Source organism: Promicromonospora sukumoe 327MFSha3.1, from assembly GCF_000385135.1.
GTDB lineage: Bacteria > Actinomycetota > Actinomycetes > Actinomycetales > Cellulomonadaceae > Promicromonospora > Promicromonospora sukumoe_B.
On record NZ_ARQM01000005.1, the window covers coordinates 22,970 to 46,187 of the forward strand.

Sequence of the window (23,218 nt, forward strand, 5' to 3'; positions counted from 1 at the left end):
CAGATGCATGACGTCCTTGACCCCCGCGACCTGGTGCCGGACGAGGCGGAGCAACGGGCGCACAGCGGGTACGACGTCGAGGCGCTGGTCGAGCGCGCGCGCACGGCGGCGGCCGCCAACGACCTGACAGGTCTTGCCGAGATCGCGGCGGCACTGGAGCGCTCGAGGCTCGACCCCGGATGGGCCTACACCGAGCCGGACGACGAGGACGAGCTCCGTCGGACTGCCAGGTCGGTCACCGAACTTCCTGTCGATGCGGGGCGGCTTCGCGCCCGGCTGAAGGGAGCATGGCTCGGCCGCACTGTCGGCAACACCATGGGCAAGCCCGTTGAAGGGATGAACCGCCGCGAGGTACGGCTCTACCTGGAGGCGGGCGGCGCGTGGCCGCAGACCGGTTACGTGCCGCTCGTCGATCCGGTCCCCGCCGGGATCCGCTGGATCCATCCTGACGGCCCGGTCTCGGCGCTCGGCACCTTCGCGGACGTCCCGCGCGACGACGACATCGACTGGACGATCCTCGGCCTCTTCATGCTGGAGCGCTACGGGCGGGACCTGGCGACCGAGGACGTCGCGCGCGAGTGGCTCGACCGGCTGCCTTTCACGCAGACGTTCACCGCAGAACGCGCGGCATACCGCAACCTTCTCCTCGGCAAGCCGATCCCCGAGACCGCGACCTTCGGCAACCCGTACCGCGAGTGGATCGGGGCGCTGATCCGAGCTGACATCTTCGGCTACGTCCACGCCGGTGACCCGGCGTCAGCTGCGGTCGCCGCCCTCGTCGACGCGAGGCTCAGCCACACGAGGAACGGCATCTACGGCGAGATGTGGGCGGCAGCGCTCGTCGCCGCGGCCCTCGCGACGAACGACGCGCGTGTCGCCATCTCCCGATCGCTGGGCGTGGTACCGACAGGATCGCGTCTCTACGAGGCCATCCGAGGGATCCTCGACCTGCACGCCACGGGCATCGATCACGACGGGGCGCTGGACTGGATCGACGCCCGTCTCGGCCATTACAACTGGGTCGCCACGGTCAACAACGCGGCGATCATCGCAGCCGGCCTGTTGTGGGGGACCGGCTTCACGGACGCGGTGGCGAAGACGATCGCGGCAGGCGCCGACACCGACTCGACGGCGGCGACCACGGGCAGCGTCTACGGCGCGCTGCACGGCGCCGGGGCCGTCCCGTCCGAGCTCGTCGGCACGACCCACGTGCACGTGCGGAGCGCCGTACGCGGCTTCGACCGCATCACCATCGACGAGCTGACCGACCGCACCCTCGCCCTCGTCGAGTCGTTCCGGAGCGACCGATGAGCGCGGTTCCGATCATCATCGATACCGACCCCGGGCTCGGTGAACCGGGGAGTGTCATCGACGACGGCCTCGCCATCGCCCTCGCGCTGGCGTCGCCGGAGCTCGATGTGCTCGGCCTGACGGTGGTCAACGGAAACGTGGGCGTCGGCACCGGCTACACCCTGGCGCGCGACCTGCTCGAGCGGCTCGGGCGTCCCGACGTTCCGGTGCACCTGGGGGCGGCTGCTCCGCTCCGACAGGACATGGCGCATGTCTGGCGGGTCTTCGGCTCCGCGGCGCCGACCGGAACGGCCGGGGCGCCCGTCGGGATCGCTGCCGACGCCGCGCAGTGGCTCGTCGAGCAGGTGTCGGCACGGCCGGGGGAGATCACCCTGGCGGCGATCGGTCCGCTCACCAACGTCGCCGAGGCGGTCCGGCTGGATCCAGGGTTTGCTTCCAAGGTGAACGAGATAGTCGTCATGGCGGGCAACGCCACGGGGCCCGGGGATACCGGCGGCCGTGGAGCTGTCCCCGACTTCAACGTCCTCGTCGACCCCGAGGCCGCCGACGTGGTGCTGCGTTCGGGAGCGAAGGTTCGCACGATCGGCGTCGACCAGACCAGCCGGGTGCGGCTGACCAGGCGGGACGCTGCGTCGCTGCGTGCGCGGGACTCCGGCAACGGGGTCGGTGCATGGCTCGGCGACCGCGTCGATGCGTGGATCGGGCAGGAGTCGCGTGCGGGATCCAGTGACAGCGAGCCGTTCTGCATGCTTCACGACCCCCTGGTGCTGGTGACGATCCTCCGCCCGGAACTCGGCCGGTTCGCCGAGGTAGAGGTCGTGGTCGACCTGGAGCAGGGCCGTCTGGTTCTGGCCGCAGGTGCCGGTGCGGACACCGTCGCGAGCATCGCGACAGCGGTCGACACCGACGTGCCGGCGGTGCACGCCTTGATCCTCGACCGGCTGGCCGCGCTGTAGTCCCAACCAGAGACGGAGGGCAACGATGTCCCACAGAGACACACTCACAGGGTCGAACACCGTTCCAGCCCTGCAGCACGCCGAGCACGCCGTCACACGGCTGCCACCGCACCACCGAGCCATGGAGTCATCGTGAGAAGGAACCTGAGCGGGACTGCTGTCATGACCGCCGCCGCATCCGTCGCGGTGCTGCTCTCCGGGTGTGGCGGGTCGTCGGACGGGAAGGTCCAGATCGAGATCTTCCAGAGCAAGACCGAGGCCATCGCCACCGTCGACGAGCTGATCGCCGAGTTCGAGAGGACGCACCCGGACATCCGCGTCGAGCAGACCTCGGTGCAGGACTCTGTCACGGTTCTCAAGTCGCGCCTGGCCAAGGGGGACGTGCCTGACCTGATCTCGCTGAACGTCAGCGCGTACTACGACATGGCGCAGAGCGACCTGCTCGCCGACCTCTCGGACACCGAGGCATACCGGGCCGTCGACGACACCAAGGCCCTCGACTACCTCAAGGAGGCAGGTCAGACGGACCAGGCGCTCGCTGTGCCCTGGGCGACCAACGCGCAGCTGGTCCTCTACAACAGGGACCTGTTCGCTCAGTACGGGGTGACCCCGCCGGCCACGTGGGACGAGTTTCTCGACGTCGCCGAGACCGTCAAGGCCGCCGGAGGCGCGCCGTTCGTCTTCGGCTGGAAGGACACCTGGCCTCCCATGGCACTGGCGAACTCCGTCGTCGCGTCCGTGAAGCCGACCGACCTGCTGGCCCAGCTGCAGGAGGGCGAGACCACCTTCAGCGAACAGTCCGAGTGGGCCCTGGCCACGGAGAAGATGCTCGAGCTCAAGGACTACGCGCAGGCAGATGTCTGGGGTGCCGACTACGACACCGCCCTGGCTTCGTTCGCCGACGAGGACGCGGCGATGTACGTGGACGGAACGTGGGCCCTGCCCGGCATCGAGAAGGCCAACCCCGAGCTCGACGTGGGCGCTTTCGTGATGCCGAGCCCCGATCCGGACTTCGAGACCAAGGTCCCGGCAGGTCCGGACTCGTATCTGTCGGTCTACAAGGACGGACCGCACACTCAGGAGGCGCAGGAGTTCCTGGACTACCTGCTGAGCGCACCCGCCCAGAAGCTGTTCGCCGACCAGCAGGCCCTGTTCTCCGTGCGGGACGACGTGCGGTCCGCGGACCCGCTCATGGCCGGCCTGAAGACCGACTGGATCGATGCCGGGAGGACGGCCACGTACTCGGACGGATTCTTCACCGGCGGTACGAACTACCAGGCCATCACCTGGGAGTACCTGAGCTCCGGAGACCGGTCCGCGTATCTCGCAGCGCTGGACGACGACTTCGCGGCGTACGGCCTCAAGAAGTAGTCCACTGAAAGGCTCGGCGTCCCGATGTCGTCCGGCCGCTCTCGGAAAGGCAGACGGCGAATGCGAAACGGCTCGAGAGCATTTCTGATCATGGCGCTGCCGGCTGCGGCACTGTTCTTCGTCTTCCATACCGTGCCGGCGCTCCAGGGTCTGTTCTACAGCTTCACGGACAGTCGCGGGTACGGCAGCTGGGACTTCGTCGGTCTCGACAACTACGTCCGTCTGTTCCAGGACGGAGACGTCCTGGACAGCTACGTGTTCACCCTCGGCTTCGCCGTGGTCTCCACGTTCGCCGCGAACATCATCAGCATCCTGCTCGCGCTGGCCCTGAGCGCGAACATCAGGTTCCGCTCGTTCATGCGCAGCGTGTACTTCCTTCCCGCGATCCTCTCGGTGATCGTGGTGAGCTATATCTTCAACACGATCTTCTCGACCGGCGTTCCGCAGATCGGCAAGGCGCTCGGTATCGACTGGCTGTCGACGAACATCCTCGGCTCGCCCGACACCGCCTGGATCGGGGTGGTGATCGTCACCGTGTGGCGGTACTGCTCGACCATCACCGTCATCTACATCGCCGGGCTACAGACGGTGCCGGAGGACGTCGTCGAAGCCGCGCACCTCGACGGTGCCTCCGCCTGGCGCCGCTTCTGGTCCATCACGGTCCCGCTCATCGCGCCGTTCTTCACCATCAACATCCTGCTGAGCTTCAAGGACTTCGTGCAGGTCTTCGACCAGATCGTCGCCCTGACCGAGGGCGGTCCGGGCAACGCGACCCAGTCGATCTCCTTCCTGATCTACCGGGCAGGATTCGCCGGCGGCGAGTTCGGGTACCAATCGGCCAACGCCGTCGTCTACTTCGTCATCATCGCTGTCCTGTCTGCCTTCCAGATCCGATTCCATCGCCGGAGGGAGACCGCGGCATGAACGACTCACGCGCGCAGAGCATCTCGAGATGGCTGCTGACCGCCCTGCTGGCGATCGGGTCCCTGACGATCGCCATCCCGCTCTACTTCACCGTCGTCACGGCACTCAAGTCGCCGAGCGAGCTGCGCGGCAACCTGTGGGCGCCCCCGCAGGACCCGGCGTGGAGCAACTTCTCGGACGCGATCGAGACGACCGGCTTCTTCCAGGCCCTGGGCAACAGCCTGCTCGTGACCGTGCTGTCGATCGTCCTCGTCGTCGTCACGAACTCCCTCGTCGGTTATGCGATCGCACGGAACCTGCACAAGAGGCTCTACCGCGGGCTGTTCGTGTACTTCCTCACCGCGCTGTTCATCCCGTTCCCGATCGTGATGCTGCCGCTGGTCAAGGAGATGGCATTCCTGGGGCTCGGCAACCTCACCGGTCTGGTCATCGTCTATGTCGTGTACAACCTGTCGTTCAACGTGCTGCTGTACGTCGGCTACATGAGCACGGTCCCGGTCTCGCTCGAGGAAGCGGCGATGCTCGACGGCGCGGGTCCCTTCGCGACCTTCCGGCACGTGATCTTCCCGTTGCTGACCCCGGTCAACGCCACGGTGGCGATCCTCACCGGCCTCTGGGTGTGGAACGACTTCATGCTCCCGCTCGTGCTGCTCAGCGACCAGGCGCAGTTCACACTGCCCCTCGTGCAGAACGTGTTCCAGGGGCGGTTCACGACTCAGTACAACCTGGCGTTCTCGTCATACATCCTCGCGCTGACCCCGATGGTGCTCATCTACCTCGTCTTCCAGCGGTGGATCATCGGTGGGGTCATGCATGGAGCGATCAAGTAGAAGGCTGAAGCGATCAGCGCACCTGGGCCACATCTACACCAGCGGCCGGCAGAGCGCGTCGCGGTCCTACATGGACTCTCGGACGATGAGCTGATGCTGGACCAGCACATGCCTGGGTGGTGACGCAAGGTCGCCACGGTCCTCGATGCGGTGCACGAGCAGATCTCCGGCGGCCCGTCCGATCTCCTCGGCCGGAATGCGTACGGTGGTCAGCGCGGGGCTCACCAGGCTTGCGGCCTCGATGTCATCCACACCGACGACGGCGATGTCGTCCGGGATGGACAGGCCGGCCTGTCGGACGGCGTCGATCGCGCCGATGGCCATGAGGTCGTTCGCGCAGAACACGGCGGTGGGTCGCTTCTCGAGCGCCAGGAGCGTGCGCATCGCCCCGAACCCGCCCGAGCGGGTCCAGTCGCCTTCCACGACGTACTCGTCGGGCAGGGGCAGCCCGTGCCTGACGAGCGCCGCGTGGAAGCCGCGCTGACGCGGACCCCCGGGCGCGTGCTCCTGCGGGCCGCTGATCGTGGCGATCGCGGTGTGCCCCATGCTCACGAAGCGATCCACGACGTCGCCTGCGATGCGGGTGTCGTCCGCGGTGACCCAGTCGAGGTCGAGCTTCGACGCGGAGGCGCCGACCACGACGACAGGGATGTTGGCCCGCAGGACCTCCGCGATGTCACCGTCTACATCACTGACTGCGACGACCATGCCGTCGACCCGGCGGTGGATGGCCGCCTGGACGGAGGTCGTGGTCGTCGCTGGGCCGGCATCGCCGTCAAACAGCATCACGACATGGCCGCTCTGCTGCACCGATCGCTGCAGGCCTCGAGCAAGTGCGGGATAGAACGGGTTGGTGATGTCCTGCGCGAGCAGTGCGACGGTGCGGCCACCACTCTTGTTGAGCGCCTGTGCGAAGAAGTTGGGCTGAAAGCCCAGGTCGCCCATGACCTTCTCGACGTGCTTGCGCGTCGCGGCCGCTACCGGGCGTTTGCCCGACAGCACGTGCGAGACGGTGGTCTTGCTGACCTTGGCGGCCTGCGCGACGTCTTCGATGGTTACGGTGGCGCTTCGCCTGCGCGGCGAAGGTCGCTGCGGGCTGCGGCTGGACGCCATGTCGCCTCCGTCGGTGGGCCGCTTGATTAAACTAGTTTGCGGTACTCCTGCCGATGATACACGGTCACTTGTGGCAGGGCCGTGGGGGCACGGGCCAAACTAATTTGCGACGATGGCTCGGAGCTTCTGCGCCGAGATTCAGGCAGGAATTCGGGATGCCCCTGGGAAGTTGGCGCTCACGCTGCTCCCCAGGGGCGAGAACTAAGGGAGGCCGGCCCTACCCACGGTTCTCGTACCCGGGTACGGACTTGCCGGAAATGCCGAGAGGTTCCCATCGACGAGCTCGATCCGAGCTGAACCGGCTGCCACGGTCGCAATGGGAGCTCCGCAGCGCCCGCAAGGTACGTCCGTCCCGAGTCCTGAGCCCATGAGCCGCGAGAGCGCATGCACCGAGGTACAGCGTCCGCAGCTCACCAGTGAGAGGACCGGTGCGGCCGTGAGCCAGCTCTGGAACCTCTCGGTGATGGTCCGGCCAGGCACCTGCCGGCCTGTGTGGTGATTGTCGTATTGCTTGGTCAACTCGTGCTCCTTGTCAGGTCTGACGGCTCGAACCCGAGGTGCGTGTGCTGATACGTGAGTGCGGTGTGCGAATGGTGCGCAGCCTCATGTGTGGAGCCGAGCGGCTGAGATGCCGTCCTGAGTGTGCCGTCGCGGACGGGGTGGCCGTCCACGTTGCTCCATGCTCTGCCGGTGGTCTACCGACCTGATTGTTGGTGGTTGACGCCGGGGGCGATCTTTCTTTCCGCCGTGGTGGTGCCCGTGCACGATGCGTTCCCAGGCCTGGCACACGACGCGTCGTGCCTGGTGCCCGCCGCTGCTACGGACGAACCTGGATGATCGTCTTCCCCTTGACCCGCGTTGTGGGATTCAGGGCGGCGACCGCGTCGTCGAGACTCGCCACGTTCGCGATGTTCGTCCGCAGCCGGCCGTCCCGGACACGCTGGACCAGCTCTCCCAGCTGTGCGCGGTCGGCCTCGACCACGAAGTCGACCGCGACGCCGTCGGCCGGGCGCGCCTCGGGTGGGCCCGCGATGCTCACGAGTGTTCCTCCGGCCCGGACCAGGGCGGCGGACCGCTTCTGGATGTCCCCGCCGATCATGTCGAAGACCAGATCCACCCCGCCGATCTCCTCGAGCTCGCTGCCGCCGAGGTCCACGAACTCCTGCGCTCCGAAGTCGAGCGCAGCCTCCCGGTCCGCGGTGCGTCCGGTGCCGATCACGTAGGCGCCTGCCTCGCGGGCGAGCTGCGTCACCATCGACCCGACCCCACCGGCCGCGCCATGGACGAGGACGCTCTGGCCGACGTCGAAGCGGCCGTGGACGAACAGGCCCTGCCATGCCGTCAGCCCCGAGATCGGCAGGCTCGCCCCCACCGTGAAGTCGACGTCACCGGGGAGCGGCGCGAGATTGCGGGCCTCGACGGCCACGTACTCGGCCAGCGTGCCGTCCCGGGTCCAGTCCGTCAGCCCGAACACCCGCTGGCCGACGGACAGGCCCCGCGTGCCGTACCCGAGCGCGCTCACCACTCCGGCGACCTCGTGCCCGGGGATGGACGGTGTCCGGTCACGTCCCAGCCGGTCAGTCCATGTCCCCGGCCAGGTCAGCTCACCCGGAGTGAACCCTGACGCGTGGACCTGCACGACGACGTCGTTGCCCGCCGCCTCCGGCTCGGGACGGTCCGCCAAGGTCATCCCGGCCGGTCCCGCGGCCTCGTCCGTCACCACGATGGCTCTCATCGGGTGCCTCCCTGTCTCGTTGGTGTCTCCTCAACCGTATTTCGGCTCACCAGTGTTAGCGGCACCAGAGCCCGGCGTCTTACCGGCAGCCTGCGCGGAAGTTCAGCAGGAACGGGCGGTCCCGTAAGACGACGTGAGCCGGTGACACCCACCAGTCAAGGGTCGCGACGGAGGACGCGGACGCGACCACCGTTCCGGAGAGAGGGAGACCATGACGACCATCGAGCTCACCGACAGCAACTTCGCGAGCACGATCGAGGACAACGACATCGTCCTGGTGGACTTCTGGGCCACCTGGTGTGGCCCGTGCCGCCAGTTCGCGCCGATCTTCGAGGCGTCCGCGAAGAAGAACCCCGGGGTCGTCCACGGCAAGCTCGACACCGAGGCGGCCGAGCGCACGGCGGCGGCCGCCGGCATCACGGCCATCCCGACCCTGATGGCCTTCCGTGAGGGTGTGCTGGTCTTCAACCAGGCTGGTGCCCTGCCCGCCGCAGCTCTCGCGGAGGTCGTCGACACGGTCAAGAACCTCGACATGGACGACGTCCGCAAGGATCTCGCGGCCCAGGGCGGCTGACCTTCCACGTACTTCGAGGAGCGGGACCACAACCGGGCCCCACCACGTTGTCCTGAGTGACAGCAACACGCACCGGTGCCAGAAAGGAACTGACATGGCACACGACTACAGCACGTCGCCCGAGGCGCTGCGCCGACTGAGCGAGACGCAGTTCCGGGTCACGCAGGAGGGTGGGACGGAGCCGGCGTTCCGCAACAAGTACTGGGACAACCACGAGCCCGGTATCTACGTCGACGTGGTCTCCGGCCAGCCCCTGTTCTCCTCGACCGACAAGTACGACAGCGGCACGGGCTGGCCGAGCTTCACGAAGCCGATCGGCCGTGGCACCGTCCGTTCCGTGACGGACAGCTCGTACGGGATGGTGCGGACCGAGGTGCGCTCGACCGGCGCCGACAGCCACCTGGGGCACCTCTTCGGCGACGGTCCCGCGGATCGGGGAGGCGAGCGGTACTGCATGAACTCGGCGGCGCTGCGCTTCGTGCCGGTCGCCGAGCTGGAGGCGCAGGGTTACGGGGAGTATCTGGCACTGTTCACCCCCGACACGAACGGAGAAGTGGAGAACTCATGAGCAGCGGAACCAACGACACCGGACAGGTCACCCGCACGCCGGGCACCGAGACGGCCGTCCTTGCCGGCGGATGCTTCTGGGGCATGGAGGATCTCGTCCGCCGGCAGCCCGGCGTCCTGGCCACCCGCGTCGGCTATACCGGTGGCCGGAACGAGCACGCGACCTACCGGAACCATCCCGGGCACGCCGAGGCCGTGGAGATCGTCTTCGACCCGAGCGCGACGACCTACCGCGACGTCCTGGCCTTCTTCTTCCAGATCCACGACCCGTCAACCCTTGACCGTCAGGGCAACGACGTCGGCAGCAGCTACCGCTCGGCGATCTTCCCGCTCACCACCGAGCAGGAGAGGGTCGCGCGCGACACGATCGCCGACGTCGACGCGTCCGGCCTCTGGCCCGGAAAGGCGGTGACCACGGTCGAGCCCGCGGGGCCGTTCTGGGAGGCCGAACCCGAGCACCAGGGGTACCTGATCACCTACCCGAACGGCTACACCTGCCACTTCCCGCGTCCTGGCTGGGTGCTTCCCCGGCGCAGCACGACGGTGACCGAGGCCTGAGGAACGGGGCCGACGCGGCGCTCCCTACCGGCGCGCCGCGTCGAGGTCGCCCTTGCGCACCCTGAAGACCTGGAGCCGCAGGTCGTAGTACTTCGTCGTCTCGCCGACCCACTCCATGCCGATCTCGCGGGCGGTGCTGATCCCGTGGTCGTTGGCGGGACGGACGACGGCGAACACCTCCTCCTCGCCATGGGAGAACGCATAGTGCGCGAGGGCGTGACCGGCCTCGGAGCCCAGGCCCCGGCCCCAGGCGGACGGCGCGAACTGGTAGCCGAGCTCGAGGTCTTCCCCCTCCGGGGGCAGGCCGAGGATCTGCCCCGAGCCGATCAGCTCGCCGCTCTCGAGGTCGTCGATCGCCCAGCGGCCCGTGGGCCGTCCCGTCCCGGTCTGTTCCGAGACCCAGCGGTCGATGACCTCGCGCATCCGCTCGGGGTCCTCGACCCGGCCCATCGCGGGAGCGAGCCAGCGCGCGACGTCGGCCTCCCCGTAGATCGCCAGCGCGCCGACGGCGTCGTCCGCCTGCCAGCGCCGCAGGCGAATGTGCTCGGTGACGATCGTGGTGCCGTCGATGGTGACTCGATGGCTCATGGTTCCTCCTCGCGCCCGGGCCGGCTGGACACCGGGACTGACATTCCATCGCGCATCGCCCGGTCGCGCACGCCTCACGCACCGGCGTATGGATCGCGCGCGGCGTGCCACTAACGATGATGGGCGTATCGACGTCCCCACCAGGCAACCCCGTGAACCGAAAGGGCTCTCTCATGACTGATCCGGACGACCAGCAGGTCCTGATGGCGGAGGTCGCCGTCGATCACGACCAGCCCCTCGAGCTGACGATCGCCAGGGACGACAAGACCGGCCTCTACGACGCCACCGCCGGCGGCCGGCAGGTGGGCGGGCTGACCTTCGAGGACGACGGTGACCGGGTCGTGCTCGTCGCCGTGTCCGTTCTTCCGCAGTTCCGCGGGCAGGGCGCCGCTACGCAGCTGATCAGGCACGTCCTGGACGACCTCCGAGGGCAGGGCAGGACGGCCACGGTCCTGTGCCCGATCGTGCGGACCTTCATCGACAAGCACACCGAGTACCAGGACGTCGTCGACCGGGCGCACCCCGGCGTCGTGAAGGTGGCGCCGCGGTGACTACCTCCTCCAGGGCCGCGGTGGCTCTGACGAAGCAGTCCGAGAGACAGCAGTGAAGGAGAGACACATGAGAGCGATCGTGGTGACCGACCCCGCGGCGGGACGAGCGGGCATGAGGCTGGTCGAGCGACCCCGTCCGGATGCCGAGCGGCTCGCGAGCCTCGACGGTGCCAGCTACGGCGACGTGGTCGTCGAGGTCCACGCGTCGGGGTTCACCGGGAACGAGCTGGAGTGGCCCTCGACCTGGGTGGACCGCCTCGGCCGCGACCGCACGCCCTCGATCCCGGGCCACGAGGTCGCCGGCGTGATCACGTCGCTGGGCTACGGGACGGCGGGACTCTCGGTCGGGCAGCGGGTGTTCGGCCTGACGGACTGGACCCGTGACGGCACTCTCGCGGAGTACGTCGTGGTCGAGGCCCGCAACCTTGCCGCGCTCCCGGGCGACGTCGACTTCGTGGCGGGGGCCGGCGTCGCGATGACCGGACTGACGGCGTGGCAGGGGCTGTTCGAGCACGGGCGCCTCGTCACGGGGCAGAGCGTCCTCGTGCACGGCGCGGCCGGCGCCGTCGGATCGATGGCGGCCCAGCTCGCACGCGAACGTGGTGCCCACGTCATCGGGACCGGGCGCGCCGCCCATCGTCAGGCGGCGTTCGACCACGGCGTGCACGAGTTCGTGGACCTGGAGAACGAGGAGCTGACCGAGGTCGGCGACGTCGACCTCGTGCTCGACGTCTTCGGGGGCGAGATCGGCAACCGTTCCGCGGGCCTGGTGCGCCCCGGCGGGACGCTGGTGAGCATCGCCGGCAGCCCCGAGGTGCGACCGGTCGAGGGCCGGACCGTGGACTTCGTCGTCGTGTCCGAACGGGCGCAGCTGAACGAGATCGCCCGGCGGGTCCACGAGGGTCGGCTGCGGCCGAACATCGGCCGGACCGTGGATCTTGAGGACGCTGTCGCCGCGTTCACCTCGACCGAGCCGTTCAGCGGGAAGATGGTCGTCCGGGTCCGCGGTTGAGCCGCTTGCGTTCCGCCGGCCCGACGGCGGTGCGGACCACGGTCGACCGTGCTCCGCGCCGCCCGGTCAGCTGCGCGGCTCGATGGTGTCCGGCCCCGCGAGGCCGAGGGGGTCGAGGTGGTTCGACATCAGAGCCCCCCGAATCGTTCGGTGAGGATGTCCGTGGTGGCGTGGCCGAGGTCCAGCAGCCAGGCGGCGACGGTCTCCGTGAAGCCGGTCGACCCGCACACGTAGATGCGGGGCCGTTCCGACGCCGGGATCGTGCTCGCGGCCAGTGAGTCCCGCGTGAGGCGTCCCACGGTGCCCGACCAGCCCGTCGGCGCCTGGCGGGTGTAGGCGTGCGTGACCTGGAAGGACGGTCCGGCCAGCTCCGTGAGCTCGGCGGCGAAGAAGGCGTCGGCGGGCGTGCGGACCGAGTAGAGCAGCTGGAAGGGCGTGGAGTCCCCGGCGAGGTCGTGCGCCACGGCCATCGCATACAGGGGGACGACGCCGGAGCCGCCGGCGATCAGCTGCACCGGCCGGTCGCTCTGACCCGGACGCCAGACGAAGTAGGACCCCAGCGGTCCGTGGACCTCCAGCGTGTCACCGGGCCGTGCCTCGTTGACCAGGAACGGTGAGACCTCGCCGTCGGGCAGCTCGTCGATCGCGAGGATGACGTGGCCCCACGGCGAGGAGGAGGCGATCGAGTAGGAGCGGCTGGCCTGGTACCCGTCGGGCGCGGTCAGGCGCACGTCGAGGTGGGAACCGGGCTCGCTGCCGGGCCAGGTCGGGACGGCCAGCGTCATCCGGACCGAGTGGGGTGTCTCAGCTCGGGTCTCGACGATCGTGGCGGTGTGCCAGGTGCTGCGCATGCGGTGCTGGACGGGCTGGGCCGTCGAAGGGGGCGTGTTCACCGGTACCGCTGCTCCTTCCGCGGGTCGCCGTGGACGTGGTAGCCGTACCGTTCCCAGAAGCCCGGGTCGTTGGTCGGCATCATGGTCAGGCCCCGGACCCACTTGGCGCTCTTCCAGAAGTACAGGTGCGGCACGAGCAGCCGGGCCGGCCCGCCGTGCTCCGGCTGCAGGGGCTGGCCCTCCGCCTCGGTCGCGATCCAGGCCTTGCCGCCCACCAGGTCCTCCAGGGGCAGGTTCGTGGTGTAGCCGCCGTAGGAGTGAGCCATGACGTAGCGGTGCTCGGAGCGGATGTTCTCGAGGATCTTGTCGAGGCTCACCCCGCGCCAGGCCATGTCGAGCTTGGACCAGTGGGTGACGCAGTGGATGTCCACTGTTACGTCCTCGACCCCGAGCGCGTGGAGCTCGTCCCAGCTCCAGCGGTGGTCGGTGCCGGTCTCGTCCTGGACGGTGAGCTCCCATTCCGCGGTCTCGACGTGCGGGGTGGGTCCGGCGCTGAGCACGGGCCACTTGTCGACCTTGGTCTGTCCTGGTGGCAGGCGGGTGTCTGCGTGGCCTCTTCGGCCGGAGAACCCACGGGTCGCGAACGACATCTCTACTCCGATCTGTGCTGGTGGCCCACTGGGCCTGGTCTGGTCCGGCGGTGGTTCTCAGTCGGTTGTGTGCCCGATCGCGGCGATCAGCCCGGTGAGGTCGTCCTGGCAGTCGGCGCAGGACTCCAGGTGGGTCGCGACGCCCGGAAGGAGCGTCGCGGGCGCGCCAACGGCGATGGTGAGCTCTGCGTAGACGTCGAGGTCCAGCCGGCACCGCGTGCAGCCGGGATCCCCGGGATCGGCCCGGAGGAAGCCGTCAAGCCTCGTCCAGGGCCCGTCGCCGGATACCCCGGGGCCGTCTCCCATGCCTCTCCCATCCCGAACGTGGCGGACCGCTCCTCACGTGCTCGCCGGGCCCGCGCCGGCACCGCGCGCTGAACGGGCACTTCACGGGGTGAGTGGACGTCCGCTCGCGCTGTCTTACGTCGTGCACCGAGATGCTCCGGGAGGCGCTCCTGTGCGGGCGTCGTAAGACGCCTCGCGCCGAGGCGACTAACGGCGAGAGACGGCCGAGTGGCACGGCACCGACGAAGCGTCGAAGGAGAACCCGATGGCAGGCGTGCAGCAAGACGACACCGAGTACGGCGAGCCGATCACGGCCCAGGAGATGTCGGCGGCGCTCACCGCAGGAACGCTGATCTACGCCGACGGCGCGAACCAGACTTTTGCTGCGGACGGTCAGCGAACGACCTATGTCGAACGCGGCTCATCGACACAGGGCACCTGGGAGATCCTCGGCGACGGCACGTTCTCGTCGTTCTGGCCGCCGGACTACCGCGCCACCTACCTCGTGCGCTGGATCATGCAGCGCGGGGTCCGGATCGGGATCAGCTTCACCGACACCCACAGCGGCAGCCGGTTCGACGGCCTGTACCGGTAGCGGTCGAGCGCCGACGTCGTCCCACCGCGTGAGCGACCCCGGAGTGAACCGGGCAGTTCGGGCGCTGCGGTTCAATATTGGACTCAATAGTCCTGTGTACGTTGCAGTCGCAGCGATCATCGACCTTGTCTGGACCCTAGAGTCCGGTTTACGGTGTGGCGACGCCCTCGGTTCGAGGCGTGCACGGACATGTCCGCGCGGGTCTCTCCCCGCACGCGGGCCAGGAGGGTGGGACGCGATGGACGATCTGCAGATCACTCAGGACAACCGCAGGTGGGTGCGAGATCTCGGCGCGACCGGACCGGTTCGTGAGGCCGCCTGTGCGGAGCTCTACTCGCTGCTGCACCGGGTCGCGCGGCGCGAGGTGACGCGCCGGGCCTCGTCGTTGCGCATGTACGGGCCCGAGGTGGACGACATCGCCCATCAGGCGGCGTCCGACGCCCTGATGGCGATCAGCCGGCGACTGGACACGTTTCGCGGCGAGTCGCGCTTCACGACGTGGGCCTTCAAGTTCGTCATCTTCGACGTCGCCACCAAGATGAACCGCCACTACTGGCGGCATCACGACGTGCCGTACGACCACGAGGACTGGTCGCGGCTGGCGTCCAGGGTCGAGGCCACCCCTGGCCAGGAGGTCGAGGCCGCCGATCTCGTCGAAGCGGTGTCGGGCGCCGTCAAGCGCAGCCTCACGGACCGGCAGCGACTCGTCTTCCTGGCGACCGTGGTGAACGAGGTGCCCATGGACGCTCTGGCGGAGGAGCTCGGCTCGTCGAGGAACGCGCTGTACAAGGTGCTGTTCGACGCCCGCAGGAAGCTGCGGGCGGAGCTCGTCGCCGCGGGCTACCTGCCCGCGCAGCCGTCATCGACCCGGGTCTGAGCCAGGCACACTCATGAGGAGACGAACGACGCGGTGAGCAGCGAGCGGACGGGTGGTCGGCCGGGCGCCACGGGTGGAGCGGGCGCTGACGTCGCGGAGCAGTTCCGAGCAGTTCTCGACGCGGAGGAACGCTGGCTGACGGCCGCCTCGCACCTCGGTCACCTCCTCGGTTGGCGATCGCGGGTGATCCGCGAGGTCATGGACCACCGTTCCCCGTACGCGGACGTGCTGCGCCGCGGCCACCGGACCAGCCGGCAGAACGAGTTCCTCCAGGGCTGGCAGGCCCTGATCACGGAGGCGCTGGAACGGATCGCCCCGGGTCGCGACGCCGACTCCGGGCTCGCGAGCCCGGAGAAGGTCGCCATCGCGATCCTGGCGGCCCTGCACGGCGGCGCGACGCTGAGCCGGCTGGCGGATGACGCCCGGTCGCTCGAGGCCGCACTCGACATCGCCCTGGCGCCGGTGTTCCCGCTCGGCCGACCGGGGGACCGCGGTGACCGACAAGCCGGCTAGGCCCCTCAGTACGATGGCGCTGTGAACGCGAACTCGGACGAGAGCCCGGCGATCCGGCTGACGGCACGGGGGATGAGGACGAGGACCCGGATCGTCGCCGCGGCCGCGGACCTGATGCGCGTGCAGGGGATCGGTGGAACCACCCTGGACGACGTCATGGTCGCGAGCGGCGTGAGCAAGTCCCAGCTCTACCGGCACTTCGAGGACAAGGACGCGCTGGTCCGGGCCGTCGTGACGCACGTGGGGGAGTTCGTCGTCGCCCGCGAGACGAACATGCTCGGAAAGGTCTCCACGCTGGCCGGGTTGCGCCGCTGGCGAGACTCCCTGGTCAAGGCCAACGCGCTGCGGCACGGCATGTACGGGTGCGCGCTGGGCTCGCTGGCGAGCGAGGTCTCCGACCATGACGCCGTGGCCCGGCAGATGCTGGACGAGCTGTTCCAGACCTGGCAGCGCCTGATCGACGAAGCCCTCGCCCGGATCCAGCGCACCGGGGTGCTGGACGAGTCCATCGACACCTCCCGCCTCGCGGTCGGTTTTCTCGCGTCCCTCCAGGGCGGCTACCTGCTCGCGCAGACCGCCCGTGACGTCGAACCCATGGCGATCGCCGTCGACGTCGCCCTCGCTCACCTGGAAAGCCTCACCGCGCCGGGCCGTGCCGCGTCCTGACCGCGCCGCCGCGGGGTGATCCACGCGGTCCGCCATCCGCCGCTTCGTCGGACGAAAGATCTGCCCACCGGGTGCGCACGAACGTGTGTGGCTGCGAGAGGACCAGCCGCGACCCCGACAGGCACGGCAAGGCCCGCCTCAGGCCCCAGTGCACAACCCCCTGGAGGTAGGGCGACATGAGTGACGGCTTCGACGACTACGGCACCGAGCAGGACGTGTTCGGCCTTCTCCCGCAGGACGAGAGCCTCGACGACGACGAGCTCGGCGGGGACGACGACGGAGCCGGGTACTCCCCGCTCGACAGGCCGCTCGCGTACGGCTGGGGGTTCACGCCCCGGGAGGTCGGGGAGCACGAGCCGCTCGCGGCGCGGCTCGCGCGCGAGGAACCAGAACCGACCGACCGCTTCCTGGGAGACGGCCTGGGGGACGCCACCGACACCGACGGTGAGCTCATCGACGACCAGGTCGGCTCCCAGCGGGCCGGTCGCCTGGTCTGGGCGGAGCAGGACGACGCCGACCCGTCCTCCGACCTGCGGGCAACCGACGTCGGTATCGACGGCGCAGGGGCCTCGGCGGAAGAGGCCGCGATCCACGTCGTCCTCGACGACGACGGCTGGCGGGTCTGACCTCGCTCCGGAGCGTCCGCTCCGAACCGCCGGTGTGCTCCGGGCATCAAGGCCTGCCCGGACGTGTTGAGATCAGCAGGAGCGGGCACCCGATGACCGTGCACCGCTCCGGACGGCGAACAGCAGAGAGGACGACATCGTGCCTGACCTGGCATTCGGAATCGACATCGGTGGATCGGCGATCAAGGCAGGCCGGGTCGACCTCGGGTCGGGCGAGGTGCAGAACAAGCTCTCGCACGTCACGACCCCGGCGCCGTCCACCCCGGACGCCGTCATCGCGGCCGTCGGCGAGCTCCTCGACCTGCACGGGGTGACCAGGGCGATGCCCGTGGGGCTGTCCGTCCCGGCCCCCGTGGTGCACGGTGTCATCCCGTTCATGGCCAACCTGGACCCGGGGTGGACCGGCGTCGACGTGCCGACCCTGGTGGAGGCTCGCCTGGGACACCCCGTCGTGGCCGTGAACGACGCGGACGCCGCAGCCCTCGGGGAGGTGCGCTTCGGCGCAGCCAAGGGCGTGGCCGGCACGGTGATCGTCACGACGCTGGGAACGGGGATCGGTTCCGGCGTCGTCGTGGACGGCAGGCTGGTCCCCAACATCGAGCTGGGGCACCTGGAGATCGACTCGTACGACGCCGAGACACGTGCGTCCGCGCGACAGAAGAACGCGGAGAACCTGTCCTGGGCGCAGTGGGCCGCACGGCTGCAGCGCTACTACTCGCACGTCGAGAAGCTGTTCTCGCCGGACCTCTTCGTCGTCGGCGGAGCGATCTCGGAGCAGGCGGACCGATTTCTCCCGCTGCTGAACCTCCGGACGCCGATCGTTCCGGCTGTCCTCAGGAATCGTGCGGGGGTTGTGGGAGCTGCCTCCGCCGCGTCGCGCGCGTGAGACCAGGACAGTGGCCGCGAGAGGTTGACGCCGTTCGAGCGGAAGTGGTGATGGACAGGGTTTTGCCCCGATGCAATACTCGGGCACCTCAACGGCGAGAGGACCCGCAATGTCGCGCTTCCGTCGGATGGCTCTCGCGGTCACACTGCTGATCGCCGCCACCCCGTTCACGAGCAGTGCCGCCGTGCCACAGGAGGACCCCATACGCCCCGAAGCCGTGGTGAACACCTTCCGCAATCCCGTGAACCCGAGCGCCGACCCGTCGGTGATCTTCCACGAGGGCACCTACTACGCCGCGACCACCCGAGGCGACCGCATCAGCATCTGGCGCTCGCCGAGTATCGCGACGCTCCTGGCGGCTCCCGAGGAAGTCGTCTGGCGCGACTCCGACCCGACCCGCAACACCCAGATGTGGGCGCCGGCGTTCCGGCATGTCGGTGATCGCTGGTACATCTACTACACGGCCTCGGACGGCGTGGACAGCAACCACCGGATGTACGTGCTGGAGTCGGCCGGGAACAGCCCCATGGGCCCGTACTCGTTCAAGGCCAAGATCGCCGACTTCGGCGAGTACGCGATCGACGGCGAGCCCATCACCCACGACGGCCAGGACTACTTCGTCTGGACGGGCCCGGGCCGCGGCCAAGGCGGACCCGCGCAGCTCTACATCGCGCGCATGACCAACCCCTGGACGACGACCGGCGGCAGGGTCGCGATCCCGGCGGACGGCGGCTGCTCCGAGGTCCGGGAGGGCCCGACACCTCTGTACCGCAACGGACGCACGTTCCTGACCTACTCCACCTGCGACACAGGCAAGCCGGACTACCAGCTGTGGATGAAGAGCATCGCGAACGGTGCCGACCCGATGGTGGCCGGCAACTGGGTGCAGCACGCCGGGCCGGTCTTCTCCCGGAACGACGCGACCGGTGTCTGGGGGCCCGGGCACCACTCGTTCTTCCGGTCTCCCGACGGTTCCGAGGACTGGATCGCCTACCACGGCAAGAACACCAGCACGAACACCTACTCGTTCCGGACGACGCGGGTCCAGCGCTTCACCTGGAACGCCGACGGTACGCCGAACCTCGGCCGCCCCCTGGCCGCCGGGGCGACCCAGACGCTACCGTCCGGTGACCCCGGTGCGGCCACCCGGGCGATCAACGACTTCGACACCGGCACCGGTCTGTGGCAGGTGCAGTACGCGGGCTCCTGGCAGTCCGGCTCGGGCTGTGGCGTGCAGTGCTTCTGGGGCAACGACCACTGGAGCGGCGCCACGAACGCCACCGCGACCATCAGGTTCAACGGCACCCAGGTCGCACTGCTGAGCGTGCGGGACCGCGGCAACGGCATAGCCGCCATCTCGATCGACGGCGGCCCCGAACAGCGTGTCGATCTCTACAGCGACATCCGCGTCGGAGAGCAGCTGAACTACCTCAGTCCGGTGCTCTCGCCCGGGGAGCACACGCTGCGTGTCCGGGTGACCGGTGAGCGCAACGCCGCGTCGACGGGCTCGGTCGTCAGCATGGACCGGATCGAGGTCTACGGCGTCGGCTGATTCCGGATACACACATCGGACGGCACAGCCGTCTACGGGAGCGGGCTCACCTGATGGTGAGCCCGCTTTCTTGTTGCGTCGGGTGGGTGCCGCGCGAGGGGATCGGCCCGGGCGCGCAGCTGGATCAGCAAGGGCGCGTCCGAGATCAACCGAAATGACACTTGAGAATCGTTCTCAACTCTGATTCACTGTCCGCGCTGCTAGCGGCCACCGGACCGTCGGGCCTGGTGACCGTCATCGGTGCCGCACTCGCGATGGCGCTCGGTGGTGCCCTGCTGATCGCGTTCCGGCGCCGGGCACTCCGGAGGGGTTAGCGAGCACGGCCGGGTCGGCATGAAGGGAAGGGGACGAGGGCAGATGAGGGGCACGCGCGTTCCGGTGGTGGTGCTGACCGGGCACCTGGGTGCGGGCAAGACGACAGTCCTGAACCACCTGCTCCAGCAGCCAGGCGCTCGTGTCGGGGTCGTGGTGAACGACTTCGGGGAGATCAACGTGGACGCCGGTCTCGTGACCGGTCAGGTCGACGAGCCGGTGTCCATCTCCGGGGGCTGCCTGTGCCATCTGTCCGACACCAGCGAGCTCGACGACGCGCTGGAGCGGCTGACCCGCCCCCGGCTGGCCCTCGACGTCGTCATCGTCGAGGCCAGCGGGGTGGCGGACCCGGTCGCACTGGCCCAGATGATCCGCTTCAGCGGTGTGGAGCGGGTACGTCCTGGGGGAGTGGTCGACGTCGTCGACGCGGTCGAGCACTTCCGTACCGTCGACACGGGTGGGATCGCGCCGGCCCGTCATCGTGCGAGCTCGCTGGTCGTGGTGAACAAGGTCGACCGGTTGCCACCGGAGGACCGCGAACGTGTCGTGGCGCGCGTGACGGCCAGGGTCCGGGAGGTCAGCACCCGGGTCCAGGTCGTGACGACCGTCCACGGCCGCCTGGATCCCGCGCTCGTCTACGACGCCGCTTCCGATCACGACCCGGTCGACGAGCTGCCGATCGCTGCGCTTCTCCGGCAGGAGCACGCGCACGACCATCCGCACGCCAACGCGGTGAGCGTGCGTGCGACGGGCCCTGTCAGCCCGTCCCGGCTGGTCGACCTGCTGGAGGATCCGCCTGCCGGCGCCTACCGGATCAAGGGCAGCGTCGCGGTGCTCACCGGCAGGACGACGCGGGGCTACCTCGTCAACGTCGTGGGGCGGTCGGTCCATGTCGCCGCAGCGCCAGCGCCTGTTCATGGCGGGGAGCTGGTCGCGATCGGGCTGCCCCTGGAGACCGCCGCCGTGCGGAGCCGTCTCGAGCAGGCTCTCGAACCTGAACCACGTCCCGACGCCCTGGGCTTCGGCCGGTTGCAGCGGTACCGGCGACTCAGCGCCTGACCGATCCGACGTAGACGTCGACACCGGAACCTCCCGCAGGAGGCGCCGGCCGCGTTCGTCCAGGCGGTGCTCCACGTGACCCGGCTGGCGGGGGACCTGAGCACCACCGGCCACGGGGCGTAGCTCGCGGGCTCCGGACGGTGACCGATCGCTCGTCCGGTCAGGTGAGGTGCAGGCCGCCGTCGACCGCGAGGACCTGGCCCGTGAGCCAGGTGGTCGCGGGGTCGGCGAGCCGTACGACCCACGAGGCGACCTCGTCGGGCACGCCGCGCCGGCCGAGCGGGATGCGGGCGGCCTCGTCGCGCTTGACCTCCTTGACCGTCGCGTCGGACAGTCCGGCCGCGGCGAGGGCCTCGCTCTCGGTGGGGCCGGGTGCCACCGCGTTGACGCGGACGCCGGCGGAGGCCAGCTCCAGCGCCCAGCTCCGCGTGAGCTGCTCGACGGCGCCCTTGGCCGCGGCGTAGTGGGCCGCCCCGGGCAGCGGCCGGTGGCCGTAGGTGCTGGAGATGTTGACGATCGAGCCCCTGGACCGGAGCAGGTGGGGCAGGGCGGCGTGGGCGAGCAGGCTCGGCGCGGTCACGTTGATGCTGAGCAGCTCGTTGATGCCGTCCGCGGTGGTCTCGGCGAGCGGCATCGACACGAAGACCCCGGCGTTGTTGACGAGCGCGTCCAGGCGGCCCCATCGGTCGATCGTGGCGTCGATGACGTCCTGGGGAGCCCCCGGTGCGCGCAGGTCCGCCGAGAGCGTGGAGATGCCGGGGTGCCCGGCGGCGGTTTCCTCGAGGGCATGGGCGCGGCGTCCGGCGCCGAGCACATGTGCTCCGGCGCGGGAGAAGGCGCGGGCGGTCGCACGGCCGATGCCGGACCCGGCGCCGGTGACGATCACGACCTTGCCGCTGAGGGTCTCGCTGGGGTGGGCCTTCAGCTCGTCTGTCAACGCTGCTCCTCGTTCTGGGTGACCCGATGTGGGGATGATGTTCGATGATTGACGAACATCGAACAAACTACCACGGGGTGTGGACGGGAGTGCCGCTGAGGCCGGTACCCGAGGAACGACCCGACCCGTTCGATGTTTGCCAAACATCGAACGACGTACCATGGCGGCATGCGGAATGCCGAACACCCTGACGTCAGTGGCATCGCGCTGACCAAGGTGCTGTCCGCCCTGGCGGACCCGCTGCGCCTCGGCGTCGTCTGTCTTCTGGCCGACGGTGAGGAGCGTCAGTGGGGCGACCTGGACGTACCGGTGTCGAAGTCGACGCTGAGTCACCACATGAAGACGCTGCGCAATGCCGGGCTCACGCGGACCCGTGAGGAGGGGACCCGCTGTTATGTGCGCCTGCGCACCGGCGACCTCGAGAGCCGCTTTCCCGGACTGCTCGCCTCGATCATGCAGGCGGCCCCGGCAGAGGCCGCGCCGGTGGGTCTCAGGTAGATCGGCAGTTCGCCCTGACCCGTCCTGATCGACCACCCGGGGCCACGTGGGAGGCCCGGCTGTGCCGACACGGCAGGGTCACGGTCGTCGGCGGTGGCAACTCTGGCGCAACAGCGGCCCGGACGGTTGCGGCCCGGGCGGCGTGGTCCGGGCGGCGTGGTTCGTCGTCAGGCTGGTCGGGAACCGGCTGGGCCGAGCTTCGTCGCCGCGACGTCGCCCAGTGTCGTGAAGTAGGCGTCGAGCAGGGGGCGTAGTTCCGAGTCGGGGGTGCGTGCCCACTCCTGCCAGGCGAGGTCTGCGGCGGCGACCGCGGCGGCGGCGAGGGCCTGGGAGGCGCGCTCGTCGACGAGGCGCTCGCGCAGCACGTCGGCGACGGCCGACTGGTCGTCGCTCCGTTGGGAGGCGAGGTGCGCCCTGAGCGCCGGCACCTCGGTGATCATCCGGATGCGCGCCCGCAGTGCGTCCCCGCGCGTGTCGGCCATGTCGATCATCGACTCGGCTGCCGTGCGGATGGCGGCCCAGACGGTGGTGCCGGGCTCGGCCGCGTCGGCGGTCTCGGCGATGCGCTGGGCGAGGGCGCCGCGTGCGGCGGCGCCGCGTGCGGCGGAGACCACCGCATCCTCCTTCGACGCGAAGTAGCGGAAGAAGGTTGCCCGCGAGACGCCGATGCCACGTGCGATGTCGTTGGCCGTGACCTCGTCGAAGCCGTGCTCGGCGCAGAACGTGGCTGCGGCATCCGCGAACTCGGCGCGCAGGATCTCGCGGCTGCGATCACGTACCTCGTTGGCCATGGGCGGAAGTCTATAAGATGATACGGTGTCTTCGACATGAGACATCGT

At 69.3% G+C, this 23,218-nt stretch carries 27 protein-coding genes; 19 read left to right on the forward strand and 8 right to left on the reverse strand.

Annotated elements, in window-relative coordinates; translation table 11 throughout:
• Positions 1-3 precede the first annotated feature (3 nt).
• The 5 genes from H291_RS0102780 (at position 4) to H291_RS0102800 (ending at position 5,392) form a co-directional block, all read left to right on the forward strand.
• Positions 4-1,311, forward strand: a complete 1,308-nt coding sequence (locus H291_RS0102780; protein WP_020013458.1) for an ADP-ribosylglycohydrolase family protein — start codon at positions 4-6, stop codon at positions 1,309-1,311.
• On the forward strand, positions 1,308-2,267 hold the full coding sequence (locus tag H291_RS32175) for a nucleoside hydrolase (protein ID WP_020013459.1): 960 nt from the start codon (positions 1,308-1,310) through the stop codon (positions 2,265-2,267). Before H291_RS0102780 ends, H291_RS32175 begins: the two co-directional genes overlap by 4 nt.
• 162 nt (positions 2,268-2,429) lie before the next feature.
• Positions 2,430-3,638, forward strand: a complete 1,209-nt coding sequence (locus H291_RS0102790; protein ID WP_020013460.1) for an ABC transporter substrate-binding protein — start codon at positions 2,430-2,432, stop codon at positions 3,636-3,638.
• 24 nt (positions 3,639-3,662) lie between these two features.
• Positions 3,663-4,562, forward strand: coding sequence for a carbohydrate ABC transporter permease (locus H291_RS0102795; RefSeq protein ID WP_232215973.1), 900 nt, complete (start codon positions 3,663-3,665; stop codon positions 4,560-4,562).
• On the forward strand, positions 4,559-5,392 hold the full coding sequence (locus tag H291_RS0102800) for a carbohydrate ABC transporter permease (RefSeq protein ID WP_020013462.1): 834 nt from the start codon (positions 4,559-4,561) through the stop codon (positions 5,390-5,392). Before H291_RS0102795 ends, H291_RS0102800 begins: the two co-directional genes overlap by 4 nt.
• Before the next feature lie 66 nt (positions 5,393-5,458).
• Here H291_RS0102800 and H291_RS0102805 read toward each other — a convergent pair whose 3' ends face one another.
• Entirely contained in the window at positions 5,459-6,505 is a 1,047-nt protein-coding gene (locus H291_RS0102805; RefSeq protein WP_020013463.1) for a LacI family DNA-binding transcriptional regulator, read from the reverse strand.
• An 817-nt stretch (positions 6,506-7,322) separates the two neighbouring features.
• Positions 7,323-8,240: an NADP-dependent oxidoreductase gene (locus H291_RS0102810; RefSeq protein ID WP_020013464.1), complete on the reverse strand. Its 918-nt coding sequence runs from the start codon at positions 8,238-8,240 to the stop codon at positions 7,323-7,325.
• Positions 8,241-8,451: 211 nt separating this feature from the next.
• Here H291_RS0102810 and trxA point away from each other — a divergent pair, with 211 nt between their 5' ends.
• From trxA to msrA, 3 genes are all read left to right on the forward strand, one after another.
• A complete protein-coding gene (gene trxA, locus H291_RS0102815; protein ID WP_020013465.1) occupies positions 8,452-8,814 on the forward strand; it encodes a thioredoxin in 363 nt (120 codons plus the stop codon).
• A gap of 94 nt (positions 8,815-8,908) precedes the next feature.
• Positions 8,909-9,382 (forward strand): peptide-methionine (R)-S-oxide reductase MsrB, encoded by a 474-nt coding sequence (gene msrB, locus H291_RS0102820; RefSeq protein WP_020013466.1) that lies wholly within the window; start codon positions 8,909-8,911, stop codon positions 9,380-9,382.
• Positions 9,379-9,939, forward strand: coding sequence for a peptide-methionine (S)-S-oxide reductase MsrA (gene msrA / locus H291_RS0102825; protein WP_020013467.1), 561 nt, complete (start codon positions 9,379-9,381; stop codon positions 9,937-9,939). The genes msrB and msrA overlap by 4 nt, the downstream gene beginning before the upstream one ends.
• Positions 9,940-9,963: 24 nt before the next feature.
• Here the strand turns inward: msrA and H291_RS0102830 are convergent, their stop codons facing one another.
• Complete coding sequence (locus tag H291_RS0102830; RefSeq protein WP_020013468.1) at positions 9,964-10,527, reverse strand: GNAT family N-acetyltransferase; 564 nt, start codon at positions 10,525-10,527, stop codon at positions 9,964-9,966.
• Between the two features lie 173 nt (positions 10,528-10,700).
• Here H291_RS0102830 and H291_RS32180 point away from each other — a divergent pair, with 173 nt between their 5' ends.
• Positions 10,701-11,078, forward strand: a complete 378-nt coding sequence (locus H291_RS32180; RefSeq protein WP_020013469.1) for a GNAT family N-acetyltransferase — start codon at positions 10,701-10,703, stop codon at positions 11,076-11,078.
• Between the two features lie 67 nt (positions 11,079-11,145).
• Complete coding sequence (locus H291_RS0102840) at positions 11,146-12,090, forward strand: NADP-dependent oxidoreductase (RefSeq protein WP_020013470.1); 945 nt, start codon at positions 11,146-11,148, stop codon at positions 12,088-12,090.
• A 128-nt stretch (positions 12,091-12,218) separates the two neighbouring features.
• On the opposite strand, the gene H291_RS0102845 is transcribed toward H291_RS0102840, so the two are convergent.
• Genes H291_RS0102845 through H291_RS28370 form a run of 3 tightly spaced genes read right to left on the reverse strand, consistent with a single transcriptional unit; the run spans position 12,219 to position 13,879 of the window.
• Positions 12,219-12,983, reverse strand: coding sequence for an FAD-binding oxidoreductase (locus H291_RS0102845; protein WP_020013471.1), 765 nt, complete (start codon positions 12,981-12,983; stop codon positions 12,219-12,221).
• On the reverse strand, positions 12,980-13,573 hold the full coding sequence (locus H291_RS0102850) for a molybdopterin-dependent oxidoreductase (RefSeq protein ID WP_026365330.1): 594 nt from the start codon (positions 13,571-13,573) through the stop codon (positions 12,980-12,982). Before H291_RS0102850 ends, H291_RS0102845 begins: the two co-directional genes overlap by 4 nt.
• Positions 13,574-13,630: 57 nt before the next feature.
• Positions 13,631-13,879, reverse strand: a complete 249-nt coding sequence (locus H291_RS28370; protein WP_020013473.1) for a hypothetical protein — start codon at positions 13,877-13,879, stop codon at positions 13,631-13,633.
• 244 nt (positions 13,880-14,123) lie between these two features.
• Between H291_RS28370 and H291_RS0102860 the strand changes: the two genes are divergently transcribed.
• The 8 genes from H291_RS0102860 (at position 14,124) to H291_RS0102895 (ending at position 20,944) form a co-directional block, all read left to right on the forward strand.
• Positions 14,124-14,453: a hypothetical protein gene (locus H291_RS0102860; RefSeq protein ID WP_020013474.1), complete on the forward strand. Its 330-nt coding sequence runs from the start codon at positions 14,124-14,126 to the stop codon at positions 14,451-14,453.
• A gap of 238 nt (positions 14,454-14,691) precedes the next feature.
• Positions 14,692-15,330 carry a sigma-70 family RNA polymerase sigma factor gene (locus tag H291_RS0102865; protein WP_020013475.1) on the forward strand — a complete coding sequence of 213 codons (639 nt, stop codon included), beginning with the start codon at positions 14,692-14,694 and terminating at the stop codon, positions 15,328-15,330.
• Positions 15,331-15,363: 33 nt separating this feature from the next.
• Entirely contained in the window at positions 15,364-15,843 is a 480-nt protein-coding gene (locus tag H291_RS0102870) for a hypothetical protein (RefSeq protein ID WP_157236682.1), read from the forward strand.
• 21 nt (positions 15,844-15,864) lie between these two features.
• The gene (locus H291_RS28375) at positions 15,865-16,509 is read left to right on the forward strand and encodes a TetR/AcrR family transcriptional regulator (protein WP_020013477.1); all 645 of its coding nucleotides are present in this window, start codon (positions 15,865-15,867) and stop codon (positions 16,507-16,509) included.
• A 176-nt stretch (positions 16,510-16,685) separates the two neighbouring features.
• Positions 16,686-17,135: a DUF5709 domain-containing protein gene (locus tag H291_RS0102880; protein ID WP_020013478.1), complete on the forward strand. Its 450-nt coding sequence runs from the start codon at positions 16,686-16,688 to the stop codon at positions 17,133-17,135.
• Between the two features lie 139 nt (positions 17,136-17,274).
• Complete coding sequence (gene ppgK / locus H291_RS0102885; protein ID WP_020013479.1) at positions 17,275-18,021, forward strand: polyphosphate--glucose phosphotransferase; 747 nt, start codon at positions 17,275-17,277, stop codon at positions 18,019-18,021.
• A gap of 217 nt (positions 18,022-18,238) precedes the next feature.
• Complete coding sequence (locus tag H291_RS0102890) at positions 18,239-19,573, forward strand: family 43 glycosylhydrolase (protein ID WP_198012388.1); 1,335 nt, start codon at positions 18,239-18,241, stop codon at positions 19,571-19,573.
• 357 nt (positions 19,574-19,930) lie between these two features.
• Entirely contained in the window at positions 19,931-20,944 is a 1,014-nt protein-coding gene (locus tag H291_RS0102895; protein ID WP_033325548.1) for a CobW family GTP-binding protein, read from the forward strand.
• 160 nt (positions 20,945-21,104) lie between these two features.
• Here the strand turns inward: H291_RS0102895 and H291_RS0102900 are convergent, their stop codons facing one another.
• Positions 21,105-21,881 (reverse strand): SDR family NAD(P)-dependent oxidoreductase, encoded by a 777-nt coding sequence (locus H291_RS0102900; protein ID WP_020013482.1) that lies wholly within the window; start codon positions 21,879-21,881, stop codon positions 21,105-21,107.
• A 168-nt stretch (positions 21,882-22,049) separates the two neighbouring features.
• Here H291_RS0102900 and H291_RS0102905 point away from each other — a divergent pair, with 168 nt between their 5' ends.
• The gene (locus tag H291_RS0102905; RefSeq protein WP_020013483.1) at positions 22,050-22,379 is read left to right on the forward strand and encodes an ArsR/SmtB family transcription factor; all 330 of its coding nucleotides are present in this window, start codon (positions 22,050-22,052) and stop codon (positions 22,377-22,379) included.
• 167 nt (positions 22,380-22,546) lie between these two features.
• Here H291_RS0102905 and H291_RS34055 read toward each other — a convergent pair whose 3' ends face one another.
• Positions 22,547-23,170, reverse strand: coding sequence for a TetR family transcriptional regulator (locus tag H291_RS34055; protein WP_020013484.1), 624 nt, complete (start codon positions 23,168-23,170; stop codon positions 22,547-22,549).
• Between the last annotated feature and the right edge of the window lie 48 nt (positions 23,171-23,218).